At 53.1% G+C, this 18,734-nt stretch carries 19 protein-coding genes; 17 read left to right on the top strand and 2 right to left on the bottom strand.

Annotated features, from left to right (window positions below; genetic code table 11):
• The coding region (locus GIV35_RS04340; RefSeq protein WP_236491369.1) for a fimbrial protein at positions 1–566 on the top strand (566 nt) is incomplete at its 5' end.
• A gap of 120 nt (positions 567–686) precedes the next feature.
• On the opposite strand, the gene GIV35_RS04345 is transcribed toward GIV35_RS04340, so the two are convergent.
• Positions 687–890: a carbon storage regulator gene (locus GIV35_RS04345; protein ID WP_194289507.1), complete on the bottom strand. Its 204-nt coding sequence runs from the start codon at positions 888–890 to the stop codon at positions 687–689.
• 288 nt (positions 891–1,178) lie between these two features.
• On the opposite strand from GIV35_RS04345, the gene GIV35_RS04350 reads away from it, so the two are divergent.
• The 11 genes from GIV35_RS04350 (at position 1,179) to GIV35_RS04395 (ending at position 12,178) form a co-directional block, all read left to right on the top strand.
• Positions 1,179–1,811 carry a response regulator transcription factor gene (locus GIV35_RS04350; protein ID WP_223023550.1) on the top strand — a complete coding sequence of 211 codons (633 nt, stop codon included), beginning with the start codon at positions 1,179–1,181 and terminating at the stop codon, positions 1,809–1,811.
• A gap of 144 nt (positions 1,812–1,955) precedes the next feature.
• A complete protein-coding gene (locus GIV35_RS27440) occupies positions 1,956–2,483 on the top strand; it encodes a fimbrial protein (protein WP_419789689.1) in 528 nt (175 codons plus the stop codon).
• A 229-nt stretch (positions 2,484–2,712) separates the two neighbouring features.
• Positions 2,713–3,273, top strand: a complete 561-nt coding sequence (locus GIV35_RS04355) for a fimbrial protein (protein WP_236265219.1) — start codon at positions 2,713–2,715, stop codon at positions 3,271–3,273.
• An 80-nt stretch (positions 3,274–3,353) separates the two neighbouring features.
• Positions 3,354–4,097, top strand: coding sequence for a fimbrial biogenesis chaperone (locus tag GIV35_RS04360; RefSeq protein ID WP_223023552.1), 744 nt, complete (start codon positions 3,354–3,356; stop codon positions 4,095–4,097).
• Positions 4,098–4,141: 44 nt separating this feature from the next.
• Positions 4,142–6,667 (top strand): fimbria/pilus outer membrane usher protein, encoded by a 2,526-nt coding sequence (locus GIV35_RS04365; protein WP_236265218.1) that lies wholly within the window; start codon positions 4,142–4,144, stop codon positions 6,665–6,667.
• Between the two features lie 26 nt (positions 6,668–6,693).
• The gene (locus GIV35_RS04370) at positions 6,694–7,776 is read left to right on the top strand and encodes a fimbrial protein (protein ID WP_236265217.1); all 1,083 of its coding nucleotides are present in this window, start codon (positions 6,694–6,696) and stop codon (positions 7,774–7,776) included.
• A gap of 127 nt (positions 7,777–7,903) precedes the next feature.
• Positions 7,904–8,770, top strand: a complete 867-nt coding sequence (locus GIV35_RS04375) for a winged helix-turn-helix domain-containing protein (RefSeq protein WP_223023554.1) — start codon at positions 7,904–7,906, stop codon at positions 8,768–8,770.
• Positions 8,767–9,240: a hypothetical protein gene (locus GIV35_RS04380; protein ID WP_153474853.1), complete on the top strand. Its 474-nt coding sequence runs from the start codon at positions 8,767–8,769 to the stop codon at positions 9,238–9,240. The genes GIV35_RS04375 and GIV35_RS04380 overlap by 4 nt, the downstream gene beginning before the upstream one ends.
• Before the next feature lie 367 nt (positions 9,241–9,607).
• Positions 9,608–10,804: an EAL domain-containing protein gene (locus GIV35_RS27330; RefSeq protein ID WP_236265215.1), complete on the top strand. Its 1,197-nt coding sequence runs from the start codon at positions 9,608–9,610 to the stop codon at positions 10,802–10,804.
• A 40-nt stretch (positions 10,805–10,844) separates the two neighbouring features.
• Positions 10,845–11,699, top strand: coding sequence for a winged helix-turn-helix domain-containing protein (locus tag GIV35_RS04390; RefSeq protein WP_236304279.1), 855 nt, complete (start codon positions 10,845–10,847; stop codon positions 11,697–11,699).
• Complete coding sequence (locus GIV35_RS04395) at positions 11,696–12,178, top strand: hypothetical protein (RefSeq protein WP_236265910.1); 483 nt, start codon at positions 11,696–11,698, stop codon at positions 12,176–12,178. Before GIV35_RS04390 ends, GIV35_RS04395 begins: the two co-directional genes overlap by 4 nt.
• A gap of 18 nt (positions 12,179–12,196) precedes the next feature.
• Here GIV35_RS04395 and blaPFM read toward each other — a convergent pair whose 3' ends face one another.
• Positions 12,197–12,958: a PFM family subclass B2 metallo-beta-lactamase gene (gene blaPFM / locus GIV35_RS04400; RefSeq protein ID WP_223023558.1), complete on the bottom strand. Its 762-nt coding sequence runs from the start codon at positions 12,956–12,958 to the stop codon at positions 12,197–12,199.
• 352 nt (positions 12,959–13,310) lie between these two features.
• Between blaPFM and GIV35_RS04405 the strand changes: the two genes are divergently transcribed.
• From GIV35_RS04405 to GIV35_RS04425, 5 genes are all read left to right on the top strand, one after another.
• Positions 13,311–13,940, top strand: coding sequence for a response regulator transcription factor (locus tag GIV35_RS04405; protein ID WP_047710944.1), 630 nt, complete (start codon positions 13,311–13,313; stop codon positions 13,938–13,940).
• Between the two features lie 358 nt (positions 13,941–14,298).
• On the top strand, positions 14,299–15,291 hold the full coding sequence (locus GIV35_RS04410; protein WP_236491371.1) for a KamA family radical SAM protein: 993 nt from the start codon (positions 14,299–14,301) through the stop codon (positions 15,289–15,291).
• A gap of 27 nt (positions 15,292–15,318) precedes the next feature.
• Positions 15,319–16,689, top strand: a complete 1,371-nt coding sequence (locus tag GIV35_RS04415) for an ATP-grasp domain-containing protein (protein WP_236265651.1) — start codon at positions 15,319–15,321, stop codon at positions 16,687–16,689.
• A gap of 4 nt (positions 16,690–16,693) precedes the next feature.
• Complete coding sequence (locus tag GIV35_RS04420; protein ID WP_236265653.1) at positions 16,694–17,410, top strand: 2OG-Fe dioxygenase family protein; 717 nt, start codon at positions 16,694–16,696, stop codon at positions 17,408–17,410.
• On the top strand, positions 17,407–18,612 hold the full coding sequence (locus GIV35_RS04425; protein WP_236265655.1) for an MFS transporter: 1,206 nt from the start codon (positions 17,407–17,409) through the stop codon (positions 18,610–18,612). Before GIV35_RS04420 ends, GIV35_RS04425 begins: the two co-directional genes overlap by 4 nt.
• Positions 18,613–18,734: the final 122 nt, after the last annotated feature.

Raw genomic sequence — 18,734 nt, forward strand, 5'->3', positions numbered from 1 at the left:
CATATAGTCTGGGCGGAAGTGCTGTCGGGTACGGTAGTTTTGGTGTTTTTCTCAGTCCGGCTAGCGATTACGCTAGTGTGGGTTTAAATACGTTCGAACTGACGTATCAACAGAGCGGTTGTACGGCCAGTCTTTCGCCAGCTGTCATTAATATGGGAGTCGTTTCTCCTCTACGGTTCAACGGGTTCGGCACTACAGTTGCTTCAAACACGCCGGTAACCGTCAGCCTTGAATGCACTACTCCTGACATCGGGGTTTTGGTAACCATGACGGACCAAAATAATCCGAGTAACTCTACAGATACACTTCAGTTGACATCCGGAACCACTGCCACTGCCTCCGGAGTAGGCGTTCAGTTTCTCAGGGACGGTGTTGTACCAGTGATTTATGGACCTGCCTCGAGCTTTGTCGAGTTAGGCTCCAACGCCCAATGGCGGGTCAAGGATAAATCCATGCGGAGCAAAACTGCCGCGTTTGTGCTGACACCGCAGTATATTCAGACTGCCAATACCATTACCCCTGGCGAAGCCAATGCAGTAGCCAGCATTACCTTTGCCTATGATTGATTCTAGGTTTGGTCTTGGTACGCTCCAGTCGAACGACAATAGATAGTGACCGGTGCAGCGGATTGCAGATCCTACCCTGGTCGATTAACGACCAGGATAGGGTGCAAGGCTAAGAAACGGCTATTCGGAGGTTACACCCTTTAACTTATCGTTTTGCCGCTGGCGTTTTTCCGGCGCCAGGACCAGCTCTGCGCGATAAATAGGGATATCTCTCGGCGCTTCAAACCCTAATTGGACCTGTTTACCTTGGATCGTCAGTATCCGGATCTTGATGTCACTACCCAGGCAACCGGCGTCACCGACCTTGAGTGTAATAATTTTCACGTGTGATTCCTCCATGACATTTTTCCGTTCGAACATGATCTACCTGGCTATCGTTCAACTTAAGTCAAAAACCGTGAAAAACCTGGCATGCGTTCGGTTGATCATCGCGCACACTGACGTGATTGGATTTGAAGTGAGGCTCAAGGTGAATGAGCCAAAAGAAGCATGTTTCAGGTTAATCGGAGAGTGTGTTGAATTAGGCTGACCGTCTTGTCGAGCGCTTGCCTGGTCACAGGGCAGCCCACTTATAGCGTTCTCGAAAAGTATGGGTTAGAGGCGGAAAGAGTGATGGAAACAATATCAGCCGTTGTGCTGTCGGGCCGTTGGTGTATGGGCGGCGAAATGGCCGATATTTTAGAGGCGGAATCTGTCAACGTATTAATCAACACCGAGTGCGCGGCACAGGTTGTTGAGGCTGCGCGAACACGGCTTGCGAATACTGCAATCCTGGAGCTTGCCACCTTCAATATTGAGGGCCTTGAATTGATCAGACAGCTGCGTGCCGGCAACCGCGAACTGAAAATTATTGTGCTGACACAGCAAGACCCCAAACATTTTTCTGCGCGTTACAGCCGTGCGGGGGCCACAGTGTTGTTACGTGTCTCAAGGGATGTGCGGGGGCTGGCATTTATTCTTCGGGCCATACGCTCGGGCTACGTTTATTTCGACTTTATTAATGCACCCATCAAAACGCGAGAGCGGTCGTTTGCCAATGAAACTGACTTGATTGCTACGTTGACGGATCGCGAGCTAATGGTGTTTCAAGGGTTGGCAAGGGGGTTGAATAATAGGCAAATTGCCGAGCACATGAATGTTGGCAGGCGTCATATCAGTGTGCATAAAACCAATATCTTTGAAAAAATGTTATTGCAGTCGATATCGCAGCTGCAAGCGTTAGCGGCTCGCAATAAACTGGGGTGATCTCGTGTGACTAATCGTGAATCACTCTTCTTCATTGGCGGTGTACTGCCTGAGGGCTAAGGTTGTGTCTAACGGCCTGCTAAACGACGCGTTAAATACAGCCAGGGAGGTAGAGTGATGATATATAAATCCGGTGTAAGGGTTATGGCACTAATAGCGACGTTGATTTCGCTGGCCCAGCCAGTAGTAGCCGCACCGGTTGCGGGTGAAGGTACACTTAACTTTGGCGGTAGGTTGGTGGCGCAAACCTGTACGATCGCTGTCAATAACTCAACATCTGTTGCGCCTTTGGTTCAATTGCCCAGAGTGAGCCGTAAAGGAATGTCGGTGGAGGGGGAAACCAAGGGAGGCACAAGGTTCACGTTTAAGTTCTCGGGGTGCTCGTCCAGTTTGGTGACTAAGGCCCGTGTGTACTTCCAGAGTGGATCGAACGTAAGCGAGAACGGTACGCTGGAAAACAAACTGACTTCCCACGCAGCTACCGGGGTCGCACTCCAGTTATACGACGCGTCGATGAACCCCATCAGGGTAGGAGACCCCTCTCAACTAAATCAGGCCGCCATGCCCTTGGCTGACTTGCTGGAGTATTTCGTTCGGTATATCGCTGATAGTGATGCGATAGGTTCTGGTCCATTTCAAACCAGTGTGACGTATTCAATCAGTTACGAGTAAGTGGGGTGTGATCTGATGAGTGTCGCATGCTGATCAAGGTAGAAATCATGCACCTTTGCGCTGCGGGAGGGGCGAGTCCGAAAGCTTGTGAAAAACATGTTTTATGGCTTTTGAGTTGTTTGATGTTGTTGCATGTGTTTGGCTGATTGTGTTGCGCAATAGGAAGTGCGTATGGCTCGCTTTTGTTGCGCCACACCCGACTTAAAGTTTAACCAGGGAAGTTATTAAAATGAAACGTCAAGTAATCGCTGTCTCGTTATTGATGATCGTCTCGTCTATCCAGGTTGCGAATGCAGCCTCTGACGGCACTATTAATTTTATCGGGGGTATCAGTTCTACCACTTGCACCATCGCAGTGAATGGTGAAACTGCGGGTACAACGACTGTTACATTGCCGACGATAAGTGCGACTGGAATGAATACTGTAGGGGCTACCAGAGGCGCCACGGCACTGAATTTTGCGCTCACGAATTGCTCGTCTGCAGTGGTAACAACAGCAACAGCAGCGAGCGCCGCAATCGCTTTCCAAGGGGGGGCGGGCATCGCGGGCGGTAATGTGCTTAATACACACATACCTGCAGCTACTGCTGCGAGGGGCGTAGTGCTGCAAATTAAAAACTCCAATAACGAGGCAGTGGTTATTGGTAACGCTCCCACGTCCTCTGACTATAGTCCTCTTGTGGGCGGCGGTATGACGAAGTCATATACCGTTCAATATCTAACGACCAGTATACCGGTAGAGGCGGGTAGTTTTGCGGGCGCTGTCACGTACTCTATCAGCTACCTATAAGCTGTAACCGCTCGAACTCCCAGTGCTGCCATTGTGATTTATACAGCACTGGGAACTTGATCAGCCAAGCAAGGGATTCTATGGCTTACCTCATATCGATACGCTTCGCAATGGCCGCGGTGTTGATGTCAATGGTGTGTTCTCAGGTGAGTGCCAGCGTGGTCATTACCGGCACACGCTTGATCTACCCGGCACAAGAAGCAGAAATCACCGTGACCCTGGACAATAACGGAGCGCTCCCGGTACTGGTGCAGACTTGGGTCGACAGCGGAGACCCTAACTCTAGCCCCACCCATTCAACGGCGCCTTTTTTGTTAACCCCCCCCGTCTTTCGCATGGACCCAAACCAAGGCCAAAGTGTACGGTTAATGTTTACCGGTGCCAGCCTGCCCGAAGATAAAGAGTCGGTTTATTATTTCAACCTGCTCGAAGTGCCCACCGCGCCCGCGGCGACTGACAGGCCGGTTAATTTGTTACAGATGGCTTTTCGCTCGCGAATCAAGATTTTCTATCGTCCTGAAACGTTGAGCGGCAACGCATCCGACGCTATTGATCAGGTTCAATGGCGCATCGTCCACCAGGCCGGTGGTCTGGCACTGGAAGGGCATAACCCCACGGCGTTTTATGTAACCGTAGCCAAAGTGGGTGTGGTGGATGGCAAACAGCGGTTTATGGCCGGCAGTGAAATGCTCGCGCCGGGGTCCAGGCACTCCTTTGCTTTGCCCACGCTAAAAAACCTGCCGGGGCCTCAGGCTCAAGTGGAACTCAGCGCTATCAATGACTATGGCGCGGATGTGTTGATCAAGCGGCCGCTAACGCCTTAGTCGCGGTAGTGGCGATCGCTGCGCACAGTGCATACGAGTAATCCATGAACACTTTTTTTGACTCCTGGGCTGAAGTGGCTCGGTACTTCTGTGCCTCGCGTTTATCCAAACCTGTTGTTGGTTGGCTGTTGGCTCTGGGCATGTCGTGTGGGCAAAAGATTTTCGCAGAGGAGGTGCTTTTTAACCGTGCTTTTCTGCCTGAAGGCTCAGAGAGCCTGGACCTGGCGCCTTTTCAGAAGGGTAATGCGGTGTTGCCGGGGCAATACAGGGCGGACGTATTTGTTAATGAGCAGCCCATTGGGCGCAAAAATATCCTTTTCTCCCCATCGGAGGAGGGCGTCCAGCCCTGCTTCACCCCGCAATTGCTGGATGAATTGGGAGTCAGTCCGAAATCCTACCTGACGCCTTTAGGAGACCTGTCCTGTTTGGTGTTACCTGAAACAGTGAGGGGCGCCAGTGCAACGTTCAACCTGCAAGACCTTATGTTGCGCGTGAGTGTCCCCCAAGTCGCATTGCGCCGTGATGCCCAAGGGTATGTCAGCCCTGAGTTATGGAACCGCGGCACCACCGCAGCAATTTTCGGCTACTCCGCTAACACAACCCGCAATCTCAAAGGGAATGGCCAAGATTCAGCCTACTTGAGCTTTGACGCCGGAATAAACCTGAGCCATTGGCGTGCTCGCCATAATGGTTCAGTGAGTTGGCAACCGACAGATGGGGCCGCTTACCAGGCGCTGAACACCTACCTGCAACGTGATCTGGCGGGTCTTAAAAGCCAACTCACGCTTGGGGAGACCCATACCACGGGCGAGTTATTTGACGGTTTGCTCTACCGAGGCGTGCAACTGGCCTCGGATGATCGGATGCTGCCGCAATCGCTACGCGGCTATGCGCCGGTGATTCGTGGTATCGCACGCACCAGCGCGCGCGTGATCATCCGTCAGGAGGGCAACATTTTGCGCGAAACGCTTATCGCGCCTGGAGCGTTTGTGATCGACGACCTCTACTCCAGTGGCTATGGCGGCGACCTGAGCGTGACCGTTATCGAGGCCGATGGAAGCCAGCAACGCTTCACCGTACCCTACGCTTCGGTCAGTCAACTGTTACGCCCCGGCGTATCGCGATATAACTTGACGGCGGGGCAGTTACGCAATCAGTACCTTGGCGATCCGCCCAACTTTACCCAGGCCACCTTCCAGCATGGCTTGAGCAATATGTTCACTGGAGAAGGCGGCCTGCAGGCGAGCGACAAATACACCGCGTTGTTGACCGGCGTGGCCATGAATACCCAGTTGGGCGCACTGGCGCTTGACCTGACGCAGTCCAAGACCCGCTTCCTCAGTGGCACAGAACACGGCAATACCCTGCGCTTGTTGTACAGCAAGAGTGTGCTGGAGACCGGCAGTTACTTCACGGCAGCATCCTATTGGTATTCGGCCACTGGCGCTCACAATCTCAACGATGCGTCGCAGCGCTTACAGTTTGAGAAGAACGTGCTCTCGTCCATGGACCTGGCTTCGCGGATGAGCCGCCGTGTGACACTTAGCGCCAATCAGCAGATCGGAGAGTGGGGGCAGCTAGGGGTCAGCGCGTCATCCCAGTGGTACAGGAACACGGCGGGAAGTGACTTGCAGTATCAACTCAGCTACAGCACCCGACTGGGGCGTGTGGGGTTGAGTCTTAATGCCAACCGCAGCCGCCAGGCGCTCGGGGCAATGGACACCACCTACCTGCTCACCGCTAACCTGCCATTGGCGTTTGGCTCAACGCGTAATTACGCTCAACTGTCGGCGCGCTTGGCACGCGATGCCCAAGGGCAACTCAGCGAAGATCTATACCTCAGCGGTAGCGCCGGCGAGGGCAATCAATACAGTTACGGCGTTGGGCTCCAGCGTGATGGGGCAAGTGGCACGTCGGGCACTTCGTGGAACGGCCAGTACCAAGGCGCCAAAACCTCCCTCGGCGGCTCGCTGAGTCAGGGCGATGACTATGCCACCCTGGGTGTCAGTGTAGGCGGCAGTCTGGTTGGGCATCCCAAGGGGCTTACGCTGAGTCCTTTTCGCAGCGACACCATTGCGTTAATCAGTGCCAAGGGCGCCCAAGGGGCAGAAGTAGTGGGCTTTCCGGGCATCAAGCTGGATGGTCAGGGCAATGCCGTGGTGCCTTACCTGCGCCCTTATGAACTGAACGAGGTGGGCATCGACCCCCGCGGCGCATCCTCGAGTGTGGATCTGAACGAATCAAGCCGCAAAGTGGTGCCCACCGCCGGGGCTGTTTTAGCGGTGGATTTTGCAACCAATTCGGGACGCGCGCTGTTGCTCACAGTGCATTTAGCTGACGGCAGCCCCGTACCTTTTGGTGCCACCGTGAGCCTTGCCGCCGGTCCGTCGTTAGGTTTGGTCGGGCAGGGGGGGCAGCTTTACGCGCGGGTACCAGAAGGGGTGGACCAAGTAAGGGTCAGTTGGGGGCGAGAGGCCACTCAGCAGTGCCTGTTGCTGCTGCCGGCGCCCGACGTTGGCGGGTCTGGCTTGCAAAGTCGAAACAGCCTATGCACAGCGGTTCAACCCTAATCCGGTTTGGCCTGAGGAGATGAAATATGGTTGGCAACGTCGGGGCTCAATCGCTTTTGGTGTGGAGCCTCTTATGGATAGCCGGTAACGCGCTGGCGGACTGCGAACGCGTCGAGGCGGGCGGGGCAATTGATTCGACAATGCCGCTGCGCATCAGCCAGATTACCGTCGGCCGCGATATCCCCGTCGGCACCGAGGTTTACCGTCAAGTCTTCACCCCAGGTGGTGTCGCATCTATCCGATGCACACCCGGAACCCGGGATATTAGCCTCAAGCGCAACCTGGAGATGGTCTCTGGGCCTATCCCCGGTTATCAATCCGGTGCGAACGGCAATACCTATCCCACCAACCTTGCAGGCATCGGAGTGCGTTTTTTGGACGCCGATAACCGCGCCTTTCCATTCACTGCAAAATCACCTGACTGTCAAGGGCCGCAAGCCTGCGTGTTTCGTGAGCCGAACCTGGACAAATTTGTCCTTTCGTTTGTCAAGGTAAGCGCCCATGTCGAAGCGGGGCCTATCTCAAGTGCGTCTTTGCCAATTGTAAGCATTAGCTACGACATTCGAGGGCGGGAGTTGCCGGTGCGCAAGGTGCGACTGTCGGGCCAGCTGAGGGTGGTGGCGCAAACCTGCCAGGCGCCGAGCATTCAGGTCAATCTGGGCCAACACGCTGTAGGCACTCTCGAGAAAACCGGCTACACGCCCTGGCAGGACTTTTCTATCGTGCTCAATCAGTGCCCAGGGTTTTACGGGTACTACTCCGCCGGGGCCAACCTACTTGAGCCAGGTGTAATATTCAAAACCAATAAAATTGCATTCCGTATCGACCCCACCCAGCGGGCGGTATCCACTGAAGAGGGAGTCTTGAACCTCACAGCGCAGGGCCCAGGGGGTGTGAGGGCGGCGCAAGGTATCGGCGTACAGCTTGCACTGGAAAATGCCCAGCCGATCAGGCTTTCGACGTTGCTTGACAGTGGCATTCCACTCCAGCCCAAAGAGGGCGCCAGCTATTTCATTGCGCTCAAGGCGCGTTACCTCAGGCTGCCGGACTCAGCGATTCACAGTGGTCCGGCGAATGCGACGGCGATTTTTACAATCAACTATCAATAAACGAAACAGCACTTAGAGGCCCGTTTAAACCTGTCTATACTCCCGCTGATACGTCGACTATCGAATGCTCCTGGGCAAGCGTAGTTCATGGACGTGATTGAAAGACAGACGCGGGGTATTGACAGTAATGCAACCCATTGAAAGTGCCGATGGCAGTGGTCTTCCGTCGGTGGTGCCCACAAAGGTCATACTCAGGCTTCATGAGGTTTCGCGGTATGCAGAGTTTTCCTCCAGCCAACACCTGTTGAGGGTCAGTGAGGGGGGCGTTATCACTGGACACGAGTTGAGTTACAGCTCAAGCCGACTGCTTGAACTGCTGATCAGCCGCGCCGACCTGATCGTCGGGCGCGAGGAAATGTTTGCCTACGGTTGGCCGGGCAGGGTGGTGGGGCAGAACAGCCTGAACCAGGCGATTTCCAATATTCGTGACCTGCTGGGCGATGATGTGCAGCGAACGATCATCCAGACGGTCCCCCGGCGTGGGTATCGATTTAACTCGGCATACCTGAGCGAGAACCGTGAAGAGTTTAACGTCAGTGATGACACTGCCCCAGCGCCTCTGGTAGCAGCAGATGCTGCTGAGGGTATCACTCAGCCGCAAGCGTTTTTTGCATTGGGCCGTCTAACACGCTCTACCAATCTGCTACTCGCAGTGCTGACGATTGCACTGGCAGCAACGTTAGTCTGGCGTATCGACTGGGCGCTTTGGTTGCAGCACGGCTTGTTCAGTGCAAGTGAAACATTGGGCGAGTTAGACGTTCAGTATGTCTCGGAAAGCCCAGAAGAGCTGACGCAGTTGCAGGCCGATACCAAACCTTTGCGTGATCGCCTGAGGGGGGTTGTCAAACAGCCGGAAACCATCATTTTCAATAAAATGCATGGGTTTTATGAGATTGTCTGTATTGATCAGGGGCGATCGGTGCAGTTTGTGACAGTGCATAAAACCAAATTGTCCCAGTTGACAGATGAACAACTGAACAGGTGCGTCAATTGAAACCATTAAATATTCGATGGATGATCACTTGGTCTGGGTTAGTCGTGATATTAGTGATTTTGCATATTGTTTATTCGGCTCAGTCGAGTAGACAGATATTGCAGGGCACGTTTTTTGCCTCGGGAGTGCTGATCATGAGCAGTGGCGATGTGTATGACAGCAGCCAGCGCTTACAGTCCCATGGCTATAAACTGCACGACTTCGAAGCTATTAATAAAAATAGCCAGGATTTCTCTCTGACCCAAGTGAGTAGTCTATTCGGTAATGCTCGGTTTGTGACGAATCAAGAGCGGGATGGCGAATGGATTAAAGATAAGATCAGCATAGATCGGGATATTGCCTTTAATTACGCTTACTATTCGAACGAATTTTCCAGATTGAGCCTGTATAAAATAAAGGCGCGTATAGGCAGTCAGTGTTTTTATGTGAAAGAGTTGGAGACGGTACGTTGCTTTGGTGCCGAACGCTAACCTTTTTAGATTGAAACGTACTTTCCGGGTGCTAATCGATAGCTGTCGGAACCTGTTTGAGTTATGTCCTCATTGTTCGATGTTGCTGAGAACCTAGGCATGACAGTGGTGGGATGGGCGGCCTTGGCTCGCCGCCGCGGCCTCTACGCTGCGTCTATAGTAAGCTTGATAGGTGAATAACTATGAATTCACCACTCATCACCCCGCCTCTACGCCAATCTGGCTTATCCTTAGCGTCCAAATTGGGCAGTCAATAAATCATTATCGTAGCCATGAAGCGACCGGGTCACTTCATTCGCCTGCTTGTGAGCGTTATTCAGATTTAGCCCCGCAGTTCTAGAAACGACTTTACCTAACAGGTTAATACGTGAAAGCAATCAAGCGCGTTCTTAAGCGTGGGCGTTCTGTTGAGCGCTCATGGGCAAACTCTATGTCTTCAATGTGGCCTCAGGCAGTAGTCGCGCAAGTCGTGCTTTGGTTGATCGTCGCGTTACTGATGGTCTGGGCGTCGCTATACTCGGTGGAACATTTGGCGCAAATCTATGTTTTTGAGCGCCTGAGCAGTATTGTCGATTTGAGTAATGGTAACTTCTCTGGTTTTGAGCCCGGCATGTTGAGTGAGTTGAAAACCTTGGGTAACTATGAGGCCACAGGTGAGGAGTGGCCTTCGCTATTGGCTAAAATCTATGCCTTTATAGAGTATTGTGTTTTATTGTTCGTGTCGGTCGCTGGGGCATGTACCATTATTGGGCTTTATAAGGTTTTCACCTCGGTCTATACGTATTATTTTTCGATGCAAGCAAGGTTTTGCAGAGGCTTGGTTAACGGTGAGTTGAGCGTGCACTATCAGCCGATAGCGAATATGAACACTGGCCTGTGGGTCGGCGCTGAGGCATTACTACGCTGGACCCATAAAGGACAGGTGATAAGTCCTGCGGTATTTATACCGTTGATCGAACGTTCCGGCATCATGCCGTTGACAACCCGTTGGATTTGTCAGCGCGTTATTGAAGATTACTCGTGCCTGCTGTGGGCATGTGATGAGTTTTATATAAATATAAACTTGTCCTCTCAAGATGTATCCGACCCCACGTTTCCCGCGTTTATTCAACAATTATTGAGTCAATATCGCATCCCCGCGTCACGCATTGTATTTGAGGTCACTGAAGGTGTCGTACTTGATAAACGCGAAGCCATCCTGCACTTGAATCAATTGCGCGACCAGGGCCATAAGATCGCCCTGGATGACTTCGGTACGGGCTATTCCAATTTGTCTTATCTGGATTTCCTGCCTCTGGATATTCTTAAGATTGACCGTTGCTTTGCGAGCAAAAAAGATCAAGGACGCGCCAATACGATTTTGGTCCATTTGCTGAATATGGCCAGGCACCTGAAACTCAACGTTATCGTCGAAGGGGTCGAAACACCCGAGCAAGTGGAGCGCCTGCTTGCCTTAGGGGCAGTCACCGCCCAAGGTTGGTTTTATTCAAAGGACTTGACTGCAGAAGACTTGGTGCATGGGTATTTCTCGTTAGTTCATCCGGATATGAACCGAGTGATCTAAAGACATAGGTACTCACCGTTATCATTGCAGGGAAATGAGCATGCAGTCATCGATTGACCCGACGTCGAGCGATAAGGGTATTCAAGCGGAAGCTAAAAAAGTATTAATCCAGTGTGCTTCTGAAGGGCGGCAAGTTATATTTTGGCCCTTGCACAATACGTTGGTTATTCATGAACATAATAACCAGCGCAAAGTTGAGCTGGGGTACAGTTCCAGTCGCATCCTGGAAATTCTGATTGACCGGGCAGACACCATTGTCAGTCGCGATGAAATCTTTGCCTTTGGCTGGCCTGACCGTATCGTTGGGCAGAACAGCCTGAACCAGGCTATTTCAACGATTCGGGAGCTGCTGGCCGATGATGAGCATCGTGAGATCATCCAGACCATTCCGCGAAGGGGTTACCAGTTCAACTCCGAGTTCTTGGTTGCGCCCGGGCAAGTTAGCGACATGAGCGCTCCGGTTCCTTTAACATTAGGCGTCGCACCAAGCCCGCAAGTGCCGCAGGTTAGGCTCTCATGGCTGAGAAGCCGGCTAAGCACTGAGAATATTTTGATGGGCGCGACGCTGATATTGGCGATGAGTTTTCTTTGGCGGATTGACTGGAACCTTTGGCTGCAGCCGGACTTTGTCAAAGAAACAGACACGCAAGGTTTGCTGACCGTGTGGTACACCGGTGCAACTACGCCGGAAGTCGAGAGGCTAAAAGTCAGCATGGCACCGGTGCTACGGCGCATGGAGAGTTTGGTGGAAGTGCCCGGCACGGTGATTTTAAATACGATGCACAGCTTTTACGAAATCCTTTGCATCAGTGGCAGTACGGTGGAATTTGTTTCAGTGCATAATTCGAAGTTAGCCCTCTTGACCGACGAACAGCTAGACAGGTGCCTGAAGTGAGCAAGCGCAGTGTTGGACTGCTGGTGGGCATCGTGGTACTCGTGGCCTTGCATTTGATGTATTCATCAGCATCGCGTAAAGACGTACTTAAAGGCGCTTGTTTCACCACCGGCTCGATGATCATGAGCAGTGGCGAAGTCTTAAATGTGCTGATCAGGCTTCAATCGCACGGAAATCAAATTCATGATTTTGAGAAAATTAACTATGATAGCCAGAAGTTTTCATTTGAGCTGGTTAATAACTTCTTCGGTAGTGCACGATTTATGACTAACCCAACAGGCGGTAATGAGCTGCTTAGAAGCATGTCAGTGCGGGATCGAGATGTCGCTTTTAATTACGCTTATTTATCCAGTTATGCGTCACAATTGACCTTTTATAAGTTAGACCTGAACCCGGACACGCCGTGTTTCTATATCAAAGAGCTGGAGCGTGTATTGTGTCTGGGGAGTGAGCGCAGTCGCGATATTTCATCACGCTGAGCTCACCCGCACTGGCTGTTACTGCTCGCCGTGTTCGAGCAGGTTCAGATAATGGTCAATCAACTCAACGCTCTGTATCGGTGAGTTATGTCCTGCGATGATCGCTTCAACGGGCAACTCACCGCTGCTGATAAGCCCTTGCAATTTCTTCAGGGTTTTCGGGTACTCGCTGCGATTGGCGAACGTCATGTTACCCAGCTTTTCCTTGAGGATGCAGTTTCCATACAAGACACGTTCTTCTGGAAAATACACAAAAATCCCATCTTCGGTGTGAGACGCGCCTAAATAGAGCGCTCGAACATGACCGTTTTGCAAGGCGAAGTCGCCCGGATAAACCTGGTCCGGCAGGCTTTGTTCAAGGACCGGATAGTGTTCCATCCCTTGCCGGGTAAAGTCGACAATACTGCGCCACTGGCTTTTTTCCAGGTCATAGGTCATCTGTGTGGAGACAATACTGGCGCCGAGTTTCTTCCAGTAGGCGTTACCTCCCGCACGGTCGGTGTGGTAGTTGGTGTTGATCACCTCCTTGATGGGCAGGGGGCTGATTTTCCTGATTTCCTGCTCCAGCTTTTCAGCGGTGGCGGGAGTCCAGGTTGCGCCGATAACCGTGATGTGTTGCTCGCCAATGTAGACCATTGAGTTCTCCTGCACATACTCCTTGTCTTCAACGATGTAGAGCGGGCCTTTGAAGTGACTAAGGGTCAAGTCACTCTGGTTAGCGAAGACCTGGGAGGTGATGCAGGCCAAGCTGATAGCCGACAGGATATTAATAAGCTTCATAAGTTTCTCAGGGAAAGAGTTATACAACACAGGAGCATGCCTCACATGTTCTGATCAGCAGTGAGGGCGCGCCTAGGCTCAGGCAAATTCCACCCCTTGCAAAGTGAATAACCGTGAATTAACAATTAATGCGGGGCCGGCACGTGGCTGGCTCGACTGCGAATTCCGGGCGTCAGTGCAGGCGTGCTATTAATCTGAGCTGCTTGAGGGTTCTGGCTGCACAAGGGGGGGGTGATAAGTTGTTAATTTCTTTGGTTGATTAGTATTTTAGTTAAGTAACAGCCGCCGCGTGTGTAGGGTTGTCGGATGAAAAGTTTCCTATAGTTTATCTGACTGAAACGCTGGGGTACTGATGTTCAAAGTCATTGTTATTGATGGGCAACCGCTTGTGCGAGCGGCTATTAAATCCATTCTAAGTCAGGATGACTTCGCCTGGGTAGCAGAGGCTAGTAATGGTACCGATGGCCTTGCCTTGGTACGTGAGCATAAACCTGATTTAGTGATTTTGGATATCCAGCTCTCCGGAATCGCGGGGTTGGAGGTGATGCAGAAGATTTACAGCTTCGATAAGAGTATTGAAATCCTGGTGCTGACATCCTGTGCGGCGCGCCATTATTACAATCGTTGCCGTGCGGCGCGCGCGTCGGCGTTTTTGTCGAAAACGTGCACGGTTGAAGAGTTGCAAAGGACCGTCAACCTGTTAATGAAAGGCGGGGCTTATGTGCCTCATGGCATTGATCGACTGCCTGCGGTCAGTGACAGTTTCGCCAATGAGGCGCTACTTATCAATACGCTTTCCAACCGCGAGTTAATGACATTTGAGCTGCTTGTGCGGGGGATGAGTAATAAGGAGATAGCCAACCATTTGCAGCTAAGTAACAAGACAATCAGCACCTACAAGGCGCGGCTACTGGAAAAGCTCAATGTCTTTTCTCTGGTTCATTTGTTCGAAGTTGCCAAGCGTAATGGCTTCGCGGACTAGGTTGCTTTACGAAATGTCGCCAGTGATATCAATTCCGTCCTGTTTTTACACAACTGATGATTAGTGACAGCCTGAGCGTTAATTTAGCGTTGATCTTGCGCAGGCGCGAGTTGAACTCAAGAGTAATACAGGTTCGACGTAACCGTCCATCCTACCTTTCCCTGCACACGCGCCACTTATAGAGGCTTCAGAGAAAATGTCGATTTTGGATCAGATATCCCATCGTTCGATTCAGTGGACTGATTGGCGTTGGCAGCAGAAAAGTGCCGTGCGCGATGAGCCCTCGCTTCGCAAGGCTTGCGGCGGTTGGAGGGGAGAGGGGACCGCCCCTATTTAACGCAATTTGTCAGAACGCAAGATGCAAATTACGCCGTACTATATTGATTTGATTATGCGTTCGCTCGATAGCGGTCAGGTGACGGACCATCCGCTGTGGCGACAGGTTGTGCCTTACTGGAATGAAAACGTGCCGGGTGACTATGACGGCACGTCGGAGAACTGGGAGTTGCATCATGAGATGAAAACCCCCATCTGCCAGCACAAGTACGATAACCGCGTTATCTTGCGGATGACCAACACCTGCAACGCGTACTGTCAGTTCTGCTTCGAAGCCCTGCGTACCTTGCAGGTCGATACTGAAAAGGCCAATGCCAACACCAACTCGTTCCTGGACTCGGTGGAGTACGTACGCAACAACCCGGCCATTGAAGAGGTCATCCTCAGCGGTGGTGACCCGCTGATGCTGGCTGACCGCCGATTGGAAGAGAACCTGGCAGCGTTACGCTCGATCAGTGACGACCTGTTGATCCGAATTCATTCACGTGCCCTGAGCTTCAACCCCTTTCGCGTCACCGATGCGTTGATCGCGATGCTGGAGAAGTACAAGGTTAATGCCTTCGGCGTGCATGTGTGTCATCCGCTGGAGCTCAGCGACGATTTTGCCGCGGCGGTTAAACGTATCCAGAGTGTGGTGCCGATCGTCTTCTCCAATATGCCATTGTTGCGGGGTGTCAATGATGATGAAGCCACGTTGCATAAGCTGTTCATCGATCTTTATCGCTTGGGTGTAAAACCGTATTACCTGTACCACTTCATGCCGTTTTCCCCGGGCGCATCCGAGTATAAGGCCTCTATCAGCCACGCCATCGCCATCATGGGACGTCTCAAACGACGGGTCTCCAACATCGCAATGCCCGAATATGTGCTGCCGCACGCACAAGGCAAGTTCACCGTCCCGCTGCTGGATTTTGAGAAACCTGAAGATCTGCCGCACTTCGAAATCCGCGACGGGCAGCGCTATTACTGCTTTCGTAACTGGGAAAATCAATGGTGCAGTTGGCATGACGCCTGAACGGACTTACGGATTGAGGCAGTACCCATGATGAACCAAGACGCTATTCTTTTTATTGATATCGATGACAGTGCTTCTACTCGTTACCGCTACCGTGAACCACACTTTGCCGTCGCCCGTGAGCAAGGGCTGAAATGTTTGACGGCCGGATTATTGGGACGTCGTCATTTGCAACGGCTGTGTGATGACAGTGATCAAGTGTTCTTGCTGGAAACGCTCAGTGAAACGGCCATTATTGAGTTAATCGGTGAACTGGATGGGCGATACAACGTGCGCGCGATCTTCTGCCAGGCAGGTCACCCGTCTGCTCAAGGTGAGGTGGGTTGCATAGTCGCGCGCGTCTGCAAGCAGCTCGGTCTGGTGTACAGCCGCCCGGAAGCGATAGCAGTGTGCAATAACAAGTTCCTGATGCGCGGCGTGTTGAAACAGCATGGGCTGCGTTCGGTGCCGTCCGCGCTGTGCAACGACGAACAGGAACTCCAGCAAGGTGCTGCGCACGTGGGCTATCCACTGATCGCCAAACCTCCCTTTGGCGGTGCCTCGGCGTTTATCAAGAAGTGTTCCAACTGGGCGGAGCTACGCAGCCACTATGCGCATTTTGTAAGTGATCATGGCGCCGCGGCTTATGCGGACTTCTACGGCTGCGCGCACGCCTTGCCGTCTGAGGATGGGCTTGGGCGTGACTATGTGCCAGGGCGTAGCATCTTGCTGGAAGGCTATATTCCCGGCATCGAAGGCAGTGTGGAATGTGTGATTGCGGGCGAACGGGTCTACCCGCTGCTGATCAATGAAAAATTACTGCTGACCGAGCGCAGCGGCACGGTCCTCGAGAACCTGCTGATTTCTCCGCCGACGTCGTTCAACCAGGCTCAGTGCGCACAGATCCGTCAGTATGCCGTTGACTGCTTGAACGCTACAGGGTTGACCAACGCCGTGGTGCATTTCGAGTTCCGGATGACTGAGGCGGGGCCTGTGGCCATTGAGATCAACCCGCGCCTGGGCGGCCTCTATGTCAACGCGGCATTCCGTGACATTGCGGCAATCAACCCTTACCACGTGTATCTCTCGCTACTGCTGGGCGAGCAGGGGATAGATGTGCAGCTGGGTGCCGCAGTGCAAAAGGTCGCCGACGCCCCGCAACGTTACGCGATGTTGGCGATCTATCCGGATCACAGTGGTCACTTTAAAGGTATTGAAGGTACGGGCTATCTGGCTGAAAACGAGCAGGTACTCGAATATGCCCAGCAAGAGGCCGGCGTTTGTATCGATGCAGATATCGAGGAACACTACTTGCTCAAATGCTGGGCCAAGGTTGACGATGCCGCAGACGCCCATGCCTTGCATGATGCGATAAAACAACACTTACGTGTAATCATCGATATGCCGGACGCAGGATAGCGCTATGGACATCTCACAGATTTCAGCGCACCTGCGCGAGCATCAGTACTGCCATCGCCGAGACTTTCGCGAGTTGATCGATGCTCAGCCCGGCGACGAGCAAAGCTTTCGCGCGTACTGGAACAATCTGGTGCGCGACGAGGCGTTCAGGGCGTACACCCATCGCGAGCGGCGCATTTTGCGCTATCGCTTGTCGCCGTCCCGCCAGTTACAGATCGACAGGGATGCCGCGTTCAAATCGACGGTCACCTATGCCGTTAATTACCGCCAGGGCGTGAACCACCTAAGCTATTGCGAGGAGGGCTTTATCGAGCATCCACTCATGCGGAAGTTGTTGGCCACCGACCTTGCGGTGATTGCACCGCATCTTGGCGATCAGCCCTGCACGATTGATATTCATCAGTTCCGGGTACGGGCGGATGGGCAGTCGAGCAGCCCGACGACCTCAGGGATTCATCAGGACGGTTTGGATTGGGTGTTCATGCACTTTATAGGCGAGCGCAATACAGTGCCGGTGGTATCGCAGGTGTTTGCTGACGAGACGGAGCAACGCTGCATGCTCGACGTGGCAATGGAGCAGTTTCTCGAAACCATCGTGATCAATGATCGTGCTTACTACCACCGCGCCGGTGACGTGAGAGCGCTGGTAGACACCGGGCCCGCCTGGCGCGATGTACTGCTGGTCAGTCTACGTAGGGTCGAAGAGGCGCAGCCGACATGAGCGATGATCGACAGTTGTACCTATCGATCCGCAACGCACGCCTGATCATCTTTGCCCGCGGTGTTTCGGATTTCGGTGCATTCCTCAACCTGGTAGCGCTCTCCACGTATGTGTACTGGCTTAGTCAAAGCGTAGTGTTTGTCAGCATTTTCCTGGCGTGCCGGGTCACCGGCGGAATTGTCGCCAGCCTGTTTGGCATCCCGTTTTTTCGCCGCTTCGCCGGCCGTGGCACCTTGGCTGGGCTGGACTTGGCGAGGGCGTTGTTACTGATGCCGTTGTTGGTGCTGATACCGGCCCATCAACTTAACCTGTTGCCTTTTATCGCCTTTGGTATCGGACTGTGCAATTCGCTGTTCGCCATCGGCCTCAATAGCCAATTGCCCACCTGGGTCGCGCCAGAGCAACGGGTGAATACCAATGCATGGATCACCTCGGCGGCGGCCACCGGTGCGGTTTTCGGCAGTTTGCTCTCCGGCTTGCTGATCGCCACGGGAGGATTTGAAGCGGTGTTTGCCGCCAACATCGCTACCTATGTGATCGCCGCTTGCCTGGTTTTGCCTTTGCGCGCGCTGTACCGCTCGACCGTTGCCGCCCATCGCGGGCTCGCCGCCGAATGGCAGGAGTTGACCAAGGGGCTGCGTGGCGCGCCGGTGCTGGCCGCCATGTTGCTGATCAGCATGCTCGACACCCTCGGCAGCGCGGCGCATAACGTCGGCTGGCCGGTACTGTCCCAGCTGATTTCGCCTGACACCGCGAAAACGGTCATGGGCTATCTGCTGGCGGTCTGGGCTTGTGGCAAGTTCGTTGGGGCACGACTGGCCAGCGTCGTATTGAGAGGCCGTAGCACCCACGGCATGGAACGTTTGTTCATGCTCGGCGTGGCGCTGATGTCCAGCGGTTTTGTCATTACCTTTCAGCAAACCGAGCTATGGCTGGCACTGCTGCTGGTAGTGTGGGCTGGGTTGGGGGATGGGTTATCCGAGGTGGCGCTGATCTCTCGTGCGCAAAGCGAGCCTGATAGTCTGCGTTTGCCGTTATTCAGCTTATTGACGCTGATTCAGATGGCGGGCTTCGGCGTGGGGATGCTGGTGGCTGGGCCGTTCTATTTGGCCTGGACGCCGGCCCAGGTGATAATTTTATTCCATGGCTTGCCTTTAACTGCGCTGGTCATTATGGCGCTATGGATGAGAAGGCGAGCTTAGTTGCGTGAGCCGGCTCGGTGCGTGTGTTAGATGCTACCGACAGGCTAGGCAATAACGCTAACTACTTGATTTGCAAAGACACGGCAGGCTGAATTGAGCACAATCACAGCTATTCACTTGCC

This window comes from Pseudomonas sp. PA-1-6B (genome assembly GCF_021609545.1).
Lineage (GTDB): Bacteria > Pseudomonadota > Gammaproteobacteria > Pseudomonadales > Pseudomonadaceae > Aquipseudomonas > Aquipseudomonas fluorescens_BV.